Raw genomic sequence first — 12375 nt, 5'->3', positions numbered from 1 at the left:
CGCCCGGTATTTCGCTGCGGGCGCGGACCCTTTCGTAGACGAACCGCTCCTCGTCCCGGCTGTCCCGGCGGCCTTCTATCCGCCGGGACGGTCCTCAGCCCGCTGACTTCATGCGCTTCTTGGTCCGGGGCGGGGCTCATCGAGCCCCGTTCATGGCATACGGCTCGGGTGTGGCTGGGTCGGAAGGGCTCTGACGCGCGAGTCAGGCTGAGCCAATGCATTTCGTAGTTGTCGGTTTTCCGACGAGAGCTGGTTGACGACGCGGACGAGATGTTCGACGTCGGTCCGTAGCTGGCCCAGCTCCTTCGCGTCGTCCTGACGCAGCTCCTTCAACTTGACGATCTGCTTTCGTAGGCGGATTTCGGAGTCCGGCAACTGTCCGCGGGCTTTGACCTGTGCGTAGAAGTCGCTCTTGAGGTCCAGGTGACGCTGGGACTGGAGGACCCGACCCTGGTGGTCCTGGACACCCAGAGTGTCCATGTGGCCGCCGGGGTCCCCGCCTCCACGAGTGGCCACGATCCTGCCAAGCGGGTGCCCGGCCGCAAACGCGGACTAGCCGTGGACGTCCTCGGCCTGGTCATCGCGGTCGTCGTCCTCGCCGCGAACACCCACGACAACGCCGCGGGCATCATCCTGCTGGATCAGGTCGCCGAGCACGCCGGCGGAACCGTCCGCAAAGCCCTGGTCGACCAGGGCTTCAAGAACCAGGTCGTCATGCACGGCGCCGGCCTGGGCATCGACGTCTAGATCGTCGCACGCAACCCGCAGGACAAGGGGTTCGTGCCGCAGCCGAAGCGGTGGAGGGTCGAGCAGACCTACGGGATCCTCATACTGCACCGGCGCCTGGTCCGCGACTACGAGCACCGCCCCTCCTCCTCCGCCTCCCGCGTCTACTGGGCGATGACCCACGTCATGACCCGACGCCTCACCGGCGCGAACGCCCCCACCTGGCGCACGGCGCAGGCGGTGGCAGCGTGAACATCCGGCCCCTGCTCGATGCCCTGGACCTCCAGGAAGACGCCGCCCGGCCCTGGCCGACGACCTCCGCGCACAGATCGACGACCTGCAGACCCGGTTGCGGGAGGCCGAGATGCACCTGGAGCACTTCACAATCACCCGCAAGACCGTCACCGACCTCGCCGAGCGGTTCCCCGCCTCCCCGCCGGACCTGCCCGAGCACCCGGACTACCCCCGCATCCTCGCCGCCTTCAACCACGCGACCGGGCCGCTACGGGCCAAGGACGTCTGTGAAGCCCTCGGCCACGAACTGCGGCCGAAAAACGTCGAAGGCACCCGCGCCAAGCTGTAACGCCTGGTCAAACTCGGGATCCTCACCGAGGCCGACACCGGCAACTTCGCCAGGAAGCAATAGCCGGCACAACCTCCACCAGCGTCCCTGCTCCCACCTCAACCAGAAACGGACATCGCCTTACGAACCGCCCACTGAGTGGGCATTTAGGTATGGCTTGCGGTGTTACGTCGCTCTCGCGACTTGGTCTCTTTGAAGTGATTTGTGCCCTACATGCAGCTTCACGGCCTTCCAGGCTCCGGCCTCGGCGCCCATTTGCTCCGTGTCTCGCACCCAGATTCCGTCTGGTCTATGGACGTCACAGAAACGCCCAGCTGGTCAAGTAACGCTGTCAGCGGCGCTGTTAGTGTAGGAGCCCTTTCGTGAGCCAGCGGAAGCCGTACCCCAGCGACCTGTCCGACGCCTGATGGGCGTTGATCGAACCGACCTTATCCGCCTGGAGGAAAGCCCGCCTCGATCGCAGACCCACCGGCCAGCCGGCCCAGGTCGAACTGCGCGACGCTCAACTACGACCTGACCGGCCTGGCCCGCGTCAAGGAAGGGCGCAAGCCCGAACCGACCGCCTCCGTGATCGACACCCAGAGCGTGAAGACCTCCACAAACACGCCCCTGACCAGCCAGGGAACCGATACAGGGAAGAAGATCGTCGGCCGGAAGCGGGGCATCATCACCGACACGCTCGGCCTGCTCCTCGCCGTAACCGTCACCGCCGCAAGCCTGTCGGAAAACGCCGTAGGAATACAACTCCTCGACCAGGCCAAGAAGACCTACCCGACCATCTCCAAGAGCTGGGTCGACACCGGCTTCAAGAACGCCGTCGTCGAGCACGGGGCGAAGCTTGGAATCGACGTCGAAGTCGTCAACAGAAACCCTGAAATCCGTGGCTTTCATGTCGTCAAAAGGCGCTGGGTAGTGGAGCGGAGTATCGGATGGATCATGATGCATCGCCGTCTCGCCCGCGACTACGAGACCCTACCCGCCAGCTCCGAAGCCATGATCCACATCGCCTCGATCGACAACCTCGCCAAGCGCATAACGGACGAGACCACACCCACCTGGCGAGGAACCTACTAGGAAATAAACGGCAATTCACCTACATCAAACGCCCTCTGAGGGTTCGGCATGGTGGTCGGGGTCGTCCAGGCCGCGGAGCCGAGGCACATGGTGGTGACCGATGGTGCGCTCGGCGGTGTGGCAGAAGCGAGTGACGGTACGCAGGGCGGCGTTGGAGAGGGTGCGTTGGGAGATGTCACGGCCGCCGATGCGGAGGGAGTCGGTCAGGCCGAGGTCGCACCCGGTTCGCCAGGCCGGTCGGCGTGGGGAGTTCAGGCGGCGCGTGTAGCGGTGGCCAACGGCGGCGTAGGCGAGAGCGTGGGCGGTTTTGCAGGTGACGGTCGCGGGGAAGCTGGCGCGGGCGTCTTCGGCGATGGCGCGGTTGTAGGCGAGGTAGCGGCCGCGGCGCTGGGTGGAGCGGGCGAGCAGTGCGAGCGTGGTGGTCTTGCCGGTGCCCGCGCCGGCCTGCAGTGCCAGGTGGTTGCCGGCGTGGAAGGCGTCGGCGGCTTGCTCGTCAGTGGGGTTCAAGAAGGGTGTCCTCGTACTGGGTGGGGCCTTGCGTGTCGGCCGGGGGACAGCAGGGGGAGGGCGCGGTCGGCGGCCGCGCGAAGGGGCGGAGTGGTTGATGCGGCTTCAGGTTTCTGGTGAGGCGGGTGCCGTATCCGGCCGGCTGCGCGGCCTGCTCACCTCCATCCATCCTGCTCTCGAACGCGTCCTCGGGCCCCGCCTGCGGCACCCGGCCGTCCTGGCCCTGCTGCAGACCTTCGGCTCCCCGACCCGGCTGAGACAGCCCTCGTCTTCAGCGGAATCTGGAAGTGATCGTCGGCGGGGACCACCCGGACGCCTCGTCCACGACGCCCATCCCGCGTCACCGACCACCGCCTTCGTGCTGTCTCGGCTCGCCGACCCCGACACGCTGCGCAACACGCCCATTGGGGTGTTCTGGACCGTCGAGCGGCCGGTCTACGGCACGCTCAAGGCCGAGCGGCTCGACACGGCGGTGGAGCGGCAGGGGGAGGGGGATCTGGCGGCACTGCTGGCGGGCGGGGACACCTGGACGGTCGTCGGCTGAGCGCCGTACAAAAGGTTGCCCGCTATGGGTTGCCCCTACGGTTTCCCGCTACGAGGCCCGTGAGTCGTGGTCCGCGGCCCGGGCCTCGTCGTACGCGTCGCGGGCCTTCTCGACCCGCTCCATCCGCTCCTTGGTCCAGAACGCGAGGGTCCGCACCTGTTCCGCCGCCTCGCGGCCGAGGTCGGTGAGGGAGTAGTCGACGCGGGGCGGGATGACCGGCTTGGCGTCGCGGTGGACCAGGCCGTCGCGCTCCAGCGTCTGCAGGGTCTGGGCCAGCATCTTCTCGCTGACGTGTCCGACCGCCCGGCGCAGCTCGCTGAAGCGGTGCGGACGGTGGAGGAGGTGGATCAGTACGAGCATCCCCCAGCGGCTGGTGACATGCTCCAGCAGCAGGTGCAAGGGGCGCAGCGCTTTGGTTATTGGAGGAAGATCCAGGGGGCGGCTTACCGACATGCCAGTACCTTACTGCATTTGATTCAAACTTGAAACAGAGCTAGGTTTCCACATGGAGGAGACTCGCTGGCTAAACGCCGAGGAGCTGCAAGCCTGGCGCGCTTACTGCAATGGGCTCCTACGGCTGGGACGGGACGCTGGCGAAGGTCACAGCCGCGCTGGCCCGGGACGGCTACCAGGTCAGCCCGACCCTCCAGATCCTGCCGGTCGGCGAGTGGCGGCCCGAGGTGGCGCGGCACGACGCCAGGGCGTACGCGGAATCCCTCAGGCTTCTGCGGGGTGCCCGCAACGCGATGGAGCGGTTGGGCCTCCTGACCTCCGACATGCCTGAGGAGCGGCTGCGAGACGTGCTGCTCGTCGCCCTCGACGCCTACTTTGAAGGGCAGTCCACGGGCGAGACCCTGAACGGCAAGGGCAAGACGGACATCCTGATCCGAGTCGGAGACCGCAACGTGTCGATCTCCGAGTGCAAGTTCTACACCGGGCCACGAGGACCGGCAGTGGGGTTTCGTTGTCCGGGGCAGCGGAGATCCGGGCAGTGCTCCCCGTGCCGAGGTGGCGTTCATCCCCTTCGTCATCGCCTGACTCCGCCGGTGGTAGGGGGTTGAGCCAAGGTACGTGTGATCGGGGCCATGGCCCCGATCACACGTACCTTGGCTCAACCCCACCAGGACTTCAAGATCATCCCGTGGCGGCTTTTGGCGTCACCTTGGCTGGACCCCTACGGAACGATGTGATGGCCCCGCCAAGGGTCGGGGCCACCCAGACGAGGAGAACGACGACGATGAACCTGTTGAAGCTGCTGTTCAAGGCGATCACGTCCAACCGCGAGCCCGACGCCCTGCCCCGCTCGGAGGTCTACCACTGGCGCTGCGACACGTGTGGCGACAGGTATGTCGGCTCCGGACGGCAGCATGTCGGGGACGTCGCCGCTTCGCACCGGCGGCGGATGGGCGGCAAGTGCCGGACGCCGAAGGTGTACGCCTCCGAGGTGTGACGGCGCCGGGCGGCGGGCGAGTCCGTCGAGCAGATCGACCTGATCATCCCTACCGGCAAGCGCAAGGGCCAGAACCCCGGCCTGGCCAGCATCCACCGGGCGCTCGCCGAACACGAGAAGCGCCAGGCGTACCCGGAAGCCGCCGAAGCAGCTCAGGCCGCCTTCGCCGCCCTCCGAACCGGCTGACAGTGAATCGACCTTCAAGATCATCTCATGGCCCGTTTTGCACGTACCTTGGCTGGACCCGTGGTAGGCGCACAGTCTGTCGCGCGCCTACCACCGGCGGACCAGGTTCATGGATGGCTGTCATTCCTTCCTGACAGGGGTGAGTCGGCCAGCGGTGGTGCGGAAGTCGGGCATGCCGAGGTGGACGGTGGTGTGCCGCGGGGCGAGGTCGCGCATGGCGGCGAGCTTGTGCTCGGCGGCGGCGAGGCTGGCCTCGATCGCGGTGACCTCGCCGAGCCAGCCCTGTTCCTTGGCCTCGCGGAGCCGGTCGAGCAGGTTGGCGTGGATCTCCTCCAGCCGGGGCATCTGCGCGGGGTCGGGCCGTAGGACGGGGCAGCGGATGCAGGCGTGCTCGTGGACGCACGGGGTGCCGAAGTCGCGTGCGCACACGCCCAGGGCGACCTTCCGCAGCTCGAAGTGGTCCAGGAAGTCGCGCCACTCCTGGGCGGTGGGCTCGCGGTACTCCTCGCTGGGCCGCAGCGAGCGGCGGCGGGCGATGAAGACCCGGTGGTGGGTGATGACGTCCTCCGGGTAGATCGCGGCGTAGCCGAGCGTGGTGTCGACGGTCTGGTGGCCGCAGATACGGGCGGCGATGTGCGGTGGCAGGCCGGAGCGCAGGGCGTCGGAGACGAAGATCCTGCGAAAGTCGTGCGGGGTGTAGTGCAGCGGCTCGTCGCCGGGGGCGGTCAGTCCGCTCGCGGCCAGCGCGTTGTCAAGGCAGGTGTAGATGTAGTTGCGGGGGATGGCGCGGTCTTCGGGGCCTACGGGCCGCTGGAAGAGGAACGGCATCGGTGCGCTCCACAGCCGCTCCAGGGTGTCGTAGGCGCTGACCGTCGGCATGGCCGGTTGGCCGCGGCGGACGCGCTGGATGATGGCGGTGAGCACTTCGCCGAGCTCCGGGGAGACCAGCAGCAGTCGCTCCTGGTCGAGCGGGGCGACCTGGAGCATGGGCACGATCTCGCCGGTGGTCGGCAGCCGCTAGGCGACGAAGCTGTGGTGGGTCAGCTCCAGGGCCTCCTCGATGCGCATGCCGGTGTGGCGCAGGACTTCGACGACTGCCCAGGCCCAGAAGGCGTGTTCCTCCTCGACGGTCAGATCGCGGCGCCGGCCGGTGGCGGGATCGTCGGCCAGAACGCGGGCCGAGGCGCCGCGGCAGCGCACCAACAGCCGGCCCTCCGGCGTGGTGAACGAGGTGCCGGCCGGAGCCTGCCGGGCGCGGGCGAGGCGGGCAGCGGCAGCCTTGAGTTGCTGCTCGACGGCGGTGACCAGGGCCGGGAGGGCGGGCAGCAGGGTGCGGGTGCGCTGGTCCATGGCCGCTTTGCGGCGGGCGCGGGACTTGCCGTGCTCGGTGTCGCTGTCGCGGACCGGGCACGGGGCCACCCACGGCCCCCACCTGCCCGGGTCGTCGGCGGCCCAGCGGGCGAGGTCCTGGTAGAAGGCGCGGACCCAGGTGAAGACGGAGTGCGTGTTGTCCCGGGGGCGGATCGCGATGCCGTGCCGGTCGCGGATCACGGCCACCCGTTCCCGCCAGGCCGCGACGGTGTCCGCGTCCAGCCGCGGCGAGTTGATGCCGGGGTGGTGGGTCTCCAGGTCGCGCCAGAAGATCCCGGCCAAGGTCCGGGCCATGTCCTCCAAGGTCGTGTAGTCGACCTCGGTGGCGCGTTCGGTGAGGTAGTCGACCAGCAGGTCGCGCACCGGCGTGCAGGCGATGGAGTGCCGGTCGACCATCGCGGCTGGCGTCTGCTGCCCGGGCAGCATCACGGTCTTCAACCGGGCGGGGGCTCCGGGGCCGAAGACGCCGGTCTCGGCGAGGAGCGCGTAGAAGAGGTGCTTGCCGTGGTAGCCGTTGGCCTGGTGCTCGCCGATGGCGTGTTGCAGCTCGACGCAGTCGCCGATGGTGATGTCCTGGATGGTCCCGCCCTTACGGGCGAGGATCCAGGTGACGCGGTTGAGCGCGTTGTTGCAGTCGTTGGCCCCGGCCCGTCCGGACTGCGCGTACCGGGCCGTGAGCCGGGCGAACCCGTCGGGGTCGGTGGCGGTGCGGATGTGGGCCAGCAGCTGGGAGGGCCGTTGCCGCAGCAGCCAGCGGTAGGTCGGGCGGACCGCCTGCCCGCCCAGGAGCGGGATCATGCCGCAGCACAAGTCGATGCGGTCGTAGTTACGGGCGTGCTGACGGTCGGCCAGCCACTGCATGGGCAGCCCGGTCCACTCCCGGCCGGCCGCTTCGGCGCCGCTGGCGAGCCAGCGGTCCTGCCAGGTGCGGCCGGGCTGGTCCTGCAGCCAGTCGAGCAGCTTCACCAGGCCGCGGCGGCGGGTGCGCTGGTTGGCGTCGCTGACGGCGGCGAACGGCAGGGCGAGCGTGCGCTCCAGCACGAGCTCGGGCGGCTGCTCGGTCTGCCCCCAGGTCGTCGGCGCCTCGCGCGGCTCCTGCCCCGGCGGGAACGCGTACCGACCGGGCCCGGGGCAGCGCGAGGGTGTCCGACATCGCGGTGGTCACGCCGGTCCTCCGCTCGGAACGGCCGTGCCGAGCAAGGTCTGCAGGACCTCCGAGCGGTAGCCCGGCGCCGGCATCACAGGCCAGGGAGGCTCCGCGGCCTGGCGGGCGTGGTGGGCCAGGATCTGCGCCACGACCTCGTCCTGGACCGGTTCGAGGTACTGCTCGGTGGTGGCGACGTGCAGGTGGCCGAGGACCCACTGGACATCGGTGATCGACAGCGCCGGGTCGCGCACCATGCGCTTGGCCGCGCTGTGCCGAAGGTCGTGCAAAGTCCAGTTCGCCCCCAGCTTCTCGTTGGTCCGGGTGAAGACCATGCGCGCGGCGTCGTAGCTCGGCGGTCGAAGCGGTCGCCGCAGCGGTTCGTCGGGTCCGTCCAGGGCCAGCGGGCGGATCTGCTGCTGGTAGAGCCGCAGCCACACGAACGCGTCGCTGGATGCCGGGATCCACTGCAGGGCCCGCGAGCCCTTCCGGACGACCCCGATGGTCTGGTCTCCGGGGCTGACCCGGTCGCGGGTCACCCCGAGCAGTTCCGAGGCCCGCGGGCCGGCCGAGATGTAGAACGCGACCAGGGCCCGATCGCGGTGCGAGGGCAGGGCCGCGAAGAGCTCGTTGAACGCCTGGTCGGGGATGCCGCGCGGTGCCCGCCGGGGCTCCTTCGGCTGGTAGGGAGCCCTCCGAGCCGGCTGCCGGAAGCGGTGCATCGGGTTGTGGTGGGCGTTGAGATGCTCGTCCTCAGCCCGCCTGGCCCTCGGGAACGGGTTGAGCAGCGGCCGGCCGTGCGTCTCCCGGTGGTACTCGTAGAAGCTGCGGACGACGGCGCGCGCGTGCCGCCGGGTCCGGGCCGCGTAGTGCTCGCCCGGATACCGCTTGCCGGTCACCGGGTTGATCGACCCGGGCGGCGGCGCGTCCGGTCGGCGGGGCCGCGGCGGCTTCTTGACGGTCTGCAGCCACAGGGCGAAGTCGCGGGCCTCCACTCGGCTCGCCCGGTCCCACGGCACCTCCACCGCCCACAGGAACCGGAACCAGGCCAGCAGCTCGTAGGCGTAGGAGCGGAGCGAGGCCGGGCTGTCGTCGTTGGCGAGCATGTCGAGCAGGAACTCGCTGACCGCCGCCACCTCGCCCCCGTCGCGGTCGAGCAGCCGGTACGGCAGGGATACGCTGCCGGTCTCCTGGACCCGGCCGACCTTCGGCACCGCCAGCATCGTGACGTCCCGTAGCTGTCCGACCTCGTGCACCCGAGCCTCCACCGAGCTGCCGAAAACTCCCACAGCACGTGATGACAGCACATCAGGGCCGTGGCGTGGCTCGGGTCTTCGGTCCCACCGGGGCTGCCGACGACCGGATCTCGCTACCGTGCGTCAGCGCCGGGAGGCGACCTGCCGCGATCCGGTAGTTCGGTCAACAAGTCCTCCATGCCGTCCTGGTAGCGCTGGTAAAGCTGTCCCGATCGATGACTGTGTCCGGGCAGCCGTCGAGGACTTCGGTACGGCGGTCGGTTCCAGGAGCCGCAGGCAGGCCTACCCGGTCGGGGCGTCGACCCCGAGCGACTTGACTTGTCTTCAGGATGAAGGCGAATGAGCAGGTGAAAGGCGGACGGCGAGACTCCCTATTTGCCCCTGTCTGGCATACAACCTTCCGACTCCGCAGGCCGTCTGACCCAACATCAGAGTTACACGGCCAAGCGTGACTAAGGGGGACATGATGCGGCGTATCGGAGCGGCAGTGGCGGTGCTCGTGCTCGCGGGATCCATGCTGGGGACGGCGGCGAGCACCGCGGGCGCCGCCCCGGCGGAGGGCTCGCGCGCGGCGGCGGCCTGCCCCACGGGCTGGGGCAGCGGCGCCAAGGGCGGTGCCGCCATGGGGGCCGATCACCTGGAGGACATCAGGACCGGACAGCACGAGTGCTACGACCGCATCGTGTTCGACGTGCCCGGCGGCGACCAGATCGGCTACCACGTTCAGTACGTGGACCGGTTCTACGCGGACCCCTCGGGCGAGTACATACCGGTCACCGGCGGAGCGATCCTGGACATCCGCGTCGGCGCGTGGAGCTACGACCTGGAGGCCGGCGTGCCGACCTACCCGGGCGAGGTGGGCGAACCCCTGCCCGGCGTGAACATCAGCGGGTACAGCACCTTCCGGGACACCCGGTTCGGCGGCACCTTCGAGGGCCAGACGCAGGTCGGTCTTGGTGTGCGCGCCCGACTGCCGTTCCGTGTGATCCAGTTGGACGACCGGGTCGTGGTCGACGTGGCCCACAGCTGGACGAGCTAGTACTCCGGTTGCACTTCGCTGTTGCCGCTGGTCAGAGGCTGGTTTCTGAGCGTACTGAGCTGACGCGTTGTCATGTGGCGGGAGTTCGTGACCGGCGGTGCGGCGTTTGTAGTGGCAGCGCATGGCGGTGGCCTGGTGTCGGCGTCGGAAGCAGGAGCACCTCAGGGCATGACGGGTGTGCTGGCGGTGGTGGCTTGTCCTGGGGCGGCAAGTCGCCAGGAGCCTGCGGATCTCTGCCAGGCTGAGCGGGACGAGGAAAGATCCGTTTTTGCGGCCCCCTTTGCGTCTTGGGCCTGGGCTTGCATGGCGGCGACGCCGCCGCAGATCGACCCGGCCGAACCGGTGACCGACCCGCAACAGCACCTCCTCAAGCTCCGAAGCCCAGACACCGGGCCGCACATCGTCTTGGACGATCAGCACAACAGCGATCACAAGCCGCCGGTCACGAACTCCCGCCACATGACAACGCGTCAGCTGAGTACGCTCAGAAACCAGCCTCTGGCCAGCGGCAACAGCGAAGTACAACTGGAGTACCAGGGTCTGTCGCGAAAGTGGATCAAGGTTGTGCCTGATCACGTGCTGTGTCGCGTGGGGATCTGGCGGATCGGCAGCTGATCGACGTCATACGGTGGCGGACTCGGGCCGGCACGCCGTGGCGTGACGTGCCCGAGCGGTACGGCCCTTGGGAGCGCGTCTACGACCTCTTTCGGAGGTGAGCGCAACGGCGCGTGGAAGCAGATCCTTGAGCAACTGCAGGTCCAGGCCGACGCGAAAGGCCTGATCACCTGGGATGTCAGCGTGGACTGGACCGTCTGCCGCGCCCATCAGCACGCCGGTCGGCGCGCATAAAAAGGGATCTGCAGCGCGAGTCGCCCGGCGGGAACGACACCGAGCCGGACGATCACGGGCTCGGACGCTTCCCGGGCGGCCTGACGACAAAGATCCACCTCGCGACCGAGCAGGGGCAGAAGCCCCTGTCGCTGCTGATCCCCACCGGACATCGGCATGACAGCCCGGAGTTTCAGCCGGTCCTCGAACGCATCCGTGTCCCCCGCACCGGGCCCGGACGGCCCCGCACCACACCCGACAAGGTTCGCGTTGACAACGCCTACGGCTCCCGCGCGAACCGCTCCTACCTGCGCAGACGCGGAATCGGGTGCACTATGCCGGAGAAGACCGACCAGGTCCGCAACCGCAAGAGGCTCGGCTCCCGAGTCGGCCGACCGCGGACCTTCGACGAGGAGGACGACAAGGAACGCCACGCGGTGGAGTGGGGGATCAACCGGCTGAAGCGACACCGGGCGGTGGCCACCCGGTACGACAACCTGGCCGTCCGCTTCGAGGCGACCGTGCTGGTCGCAGCCATCGACGAATGGCTGTGACCAGTACGTTCACAACAGACCCTAGACGCGTTCCAGTGCGCGGTGTGGGTGAGCCGGAAGTTCGATCTCGACGGGATCGTTGGGGTGGACGGTTCCGCTCTGGCGGACGACGGCCATGACACCGGATTTGAAGGTGAACTCGGTGGAGCGCGGGTCCAGGGCGAACATCTCGCCCAGCAGACCGGTCCGGAAGTCGTTGATCTTCGAGCAGGGATTGCGCAGTCCGGTCACCTCGACCACCGCGTCGGCTCCCAGGCGCAGCAGTGCCCCGGTGGGCAGGGCGAGAAGGTCCACTCCACGGGTGGTGATGTTCTCGCCGAGCTGTCCCGCGGAGACCTCGTAGCCCTTGAGCGCGAGTTCCTCGAAGAGTTCCTCGTGCATCAGGTGGACCTGGCGCAGGTTGGGCAGGTCCGGTTCGTAGGTCATGCGGAACTGGTGGCGGATAGTTTCGCCGGCGTGGACGTCCCCCTCCACTCCGAGGCCGGCGAGCAGCCTGACGGACGGGTGGTTGGGCTTGCTGAACGCGTACGTGGCGTTGCGGCTCACCGCTGTGACGCGCCCCGCGCTCACGGCCCCTCCTGGGTGGCGTGGGCGAGGATCGTCTCGCGCAGGGTCGTAGGGTCGACCCGGAAGGAGGCCAGAACCTTCAGGGCGTGGCCTTCGGGCACGGTGAGCAGGCCGAGCAGGATGTGCTCGGTGCCGAACGCGTCGCGGCCCAGTGCTCGGGCCTCGCTGAGGGTGTTCGTCAGTGCTGTGCGGGCCTCGGGGGTGTAAATGGGCCTGGGGAACTGGAAGGCGCCGGGGCCGAAAGAGGTGTCGGCCTGGCGTTGGATCTCCGCGACGTCGATGCCGAGCGACGACAGGGCGTCGCGCGCGGGCTGCGCTTTCGAGACGGGGATCCCGGCCGCCTCCAGGACGCGTACGGTCTCTTGCCTGGCCCGCTCCAGGTCGACGTTCTGCCCGTGCAGCACCCCGGCGGCCGTCCCTGAGTCGGCGGCGAGGAGGCCGAGCAGGAGGTGCTCGGTGCCGATGAAGTCGTGCCCCAGGGCGATCGCCTCGTCCTGGGAGGCCGTCACGGCCTGCTTCCCGTGATCGGTGAAGAACTCGAACACT

The 12375-nt window shown here is 68.7% G+C and carries 13 protein-coding genes and 5 pseudogenes; 11 read left to right on the top strand and 7 right to left on the bottom strand.

Annotated features, from left to right (window positions below):
- Positions 1-435 precede the first annotated feature (435 nt).
- The 3 genes and pseudogenes from Q4V64_RS54635 to Q4V64_RS00725 form a co-directional block, all read left to right on the top strand.
- Positions 436-978: pseudogene (locus Q4V64_RS54635) on the top strand (transposase); the annotation flags it as partial.
- Between the two features lie 112 nt (positions 979-1090).
- Entirely contained in the window at positions 1091-1309 is a 219-nt protein-coding gene (locus Q4V64_RS00730) for a hypothetical protein (protein WP_253267480.1), read from the top strand.
- Positions 1310-1722: 413 nt separating this feature from the next.
- Positions 1723-2383, top strand: a pseudogene (locus tag Q4V64_RS00725) (transposase).
- Between the two features lie 42 nt (positions 2384-2425).
- Here Q4V64_RS00725 and Q4V64_RS00720 read toward each other — a convergent pair.
- Positions 2426-2890, bottom strand: a pseudogene (locus Q4V64_RS00720) (DNA helicase); the annotation flags it as partial.
- 112 nt (positions 2891-3002) lie between these two features.
- Between Q4V64_RS00720 and Q4V64_RS00715 the strand changes: the two are divergent.
- Together Q4V64_RS00715 and Q4V64_RS54630 are read left to right on the top strand one after the other, a co-directional pair.
- Positions 3003-3146: pseudogene (locus Q4V64_RS00715) on the top strand (IS110 family transposase); the annotation flags it as partial.
- Between the two features lie 60 nt (positions 3147-3206).
- Positions 3207-3434: pseudogene (locus Q4V64_RS54630) on the top strand (2-oxoacid:ferredoxin oxidoreductase subunit beta); the annotation flags it as partial.
- Between the two features lie 48 nt (positions 3435-3482).
- Here the strand turns inward: Q4V64_RS54630 and Q4V64_RS00710 are convergent.
- Complete coding sequence (locus Q4V64_RS00710) at positions 3483-3887, bottom strand: helix-turn-helix domain-containing protein (protein ID WP_124445247.1); 405 nt, start codon at positions 3885-3887, stop codon at positions 3483-3485.
- A gap of 110 nt (positions 3888-3997) precedes the next feature.
- Here Q4V64_RS00710 and Q4V64_RS00705 point away from each other — a divergent pair, with 110 nt between their 5' ends.
- The gene (locus Q4V64_RS00705; RefSeq protein WP_124445246.1) at positions 3998-4495 is read left to right on the top strand and encodes a hypothetical protein; all 498 of its coding nucleotides are present in this window, start codon (positions 3998-4000) and stop codon (positions 4493-4495) included.
- Between the two features lie 176 nt (positions 4496-4671).
- Positions 4672-4884 (top strand): hypothetical protein, encoded by a 213-nt coding sequence (locus Q4V64_RS00700; RefSeq protein ID WP_216377727.1) that lies wholly within the window; start codon positions 4672-4674, stop codon positions 4882-4884.
- A 306-nt stretch (positions 4885-5190) separates the two neighbouring features.
- On the opposite strand, the gene Q4V64_RS00695 is transcribed toward Q4V64_RS00700, so the two are convergent.
- The 3 genes from Q4V64_RS00695 to Q4V64_RS00685 form a co-directional block, all read right to left on the bottom strand.
- Positions 5191-6063 (bottom strand): site-specific integrase, encoded by an 873-nt coding sequence (locus tag Q4V64_RS00695; protein WP_348540785.1) that lies wholly within the window; start codon positions 6061-6063, stop codon positions 5191-5193.
- 24 nt (positions 6064-6087) lie between these two features.
- Positions 6088-7482, bottom strand: a complete 1395-nt coding sequence (locus Q4V64_RS00690) for a hypothetical protein (RefSeq protein WP_124445245.1) — start codon at positions 7480-7482, stop codon at positions 6088-6090.
- Between the two features lie 120 nt (positions 7483-7602).
- A complete protein-coding gene (locus tag Q4V64_RS00685) occupies positions 7603-8841 on the bottom strand; it encodes a site-specific integrase (protein ID WP_253267479.1) in 1239 nt (412 codons plus the stop codon).
- Between the two features lie 466 nt (positions 8842-9307).
- On the opposite strand from Q4V64_RS00685, the gene Q4V64_RS00680 reads away from it, so the two are divergent.
- The 4 genes from Q4V64_RS00680 (at position 9308) to Q4V64_RS00670 (ending at position 11262) form a co-directional block, all read left to right on the top strand.
- Entirely contained in the window at positions 9308-9880 is a 573-nt protein-coding gene (locus Q4V64_RS00680; RefSeq protein WP_124445268.1) for a hypothetical protein, read from the top strand.
- A gap of 168 nt (positions 9881-10048) precedes the next feature.
- A complete protein-coding gene (locus tag Q4V64_RS00675; protein ID WP_124445244.1) occupies positions 10049-10495 on the top strand; it encodes a hypothetical protein in 447 nt (148 codons plus the stop codon).
- A complete protein-coding gene (locus Q4V64_RS54625) occupies positions 10462-10596 on the top strand; it encodes a transposase (protein WP_348540784.1) in 135 nt (44 codons plus the stop codon). The genes Q4V64_RS00675 and Q4V64_RS54625 overlap by 34 nt, the downstream gene beginning before the upstream one ends.
- Before the next feature lie 69 nt (positions 10597-10665).
- A complete protein-coding gene (locus tag Q4V64_RS00670; protein ID WP_306308389.1) occupies positions 10666-11262 on the top strand; it encodes a transposase in 597 nt (198 codons plus the stop codon).
- Positions 11263-11283: 21 nt separating this feature from the next.
- Here the strand turns inward: Q4V64_RS00670 and Q4V64_RS00665 are convergent, their stop codons facing one another.
- Together Q4V64_RS00665 and Q4V64_RS00660 are read right to left on the bottom strand one after the other, a co-directional pair.
- A complete protein-coding gene (locus Q4V64_RS00665) occupies positions 11284-11832 on the bottom strand; it encodes an MOSC domain-containing protein (RefSeq protein ID WP_124445243.1) in 549 nt (182 codons plus the stop codon).
- Entirely contained in the window at positions 11829-12374 is a 546-nt protein-coding gene (locus tag Q4V64_RS00660; protein ID WP_124445242.1) for a Clp protease N-terminal domain-containing protein, read from the bottom strand. The genes Q4V64_RS00665 and Q4V64_RS00660 overlap by 4 nt, the downstream gene beginning before the upstream one ends.
- Position 12375 lies beyond the last annotated feature (1 nt).

Origin of the sequence: Streptomyces sp. NL15-2K (genome assembly GCF_030551255.1) — a bacterium.
GTDB lineage: Bacteria > Actinomycetota > Actinomycetes > Streptomycetales > Streptomycetaceae > Streptomyces.
Note: the sequence above shows the minus strand (reverse complement) of the source record. Positions and strands in the feature narration are given on the sequence as shown.

Bases quoted from the DNA above. Each gene is read 5' to 3' on its own strand.
- Q4V64_RS00730 (WP_253267480.1), top strand. From the start codon at position 1,091: ATGCACCTGGAGCACTTCACAATCACCCGCAAGACCGTCACCGACCTC.
- Q4V64_RS00710 (WP_124445247.1), bottom strand. From the start codon at position 3,887: ATGTCGGTAAGCCGCCCCCTGGATCTTCCTCCAATAACCAAAGCGCTG.
- Q4V64_RS00705 (WP_124445246.1), top strand. From the start codon at position 3,998: ATGGGCTCCTACGGCTGGGACGGGACGCTGGCGAAGGTCACAGCCGCG.
- Q4V64_RS00700 (WP_216377727.1), top strand. From the start codon at position 4,672: ATGAACCTGTTGAAGCTGCTGTTCAAGGCGATCACGTCCAACCGCGAG.
- Q4V64_RS00680 (WP_124445268.1), top strand. From the start codon at position 9,308: ATGCGGCGTATCGGAGCGGCAGTGGCGGTGCTCGTGCTCGCGGGATCC.
- Q4V64_RS00675 (WP_124445244.1), top strand. From the start codon at position 10,049: ATGACGGGTGTGCTGGCGGTGGTGGCTTGTCCTGGGGCGGCAAGTCGC.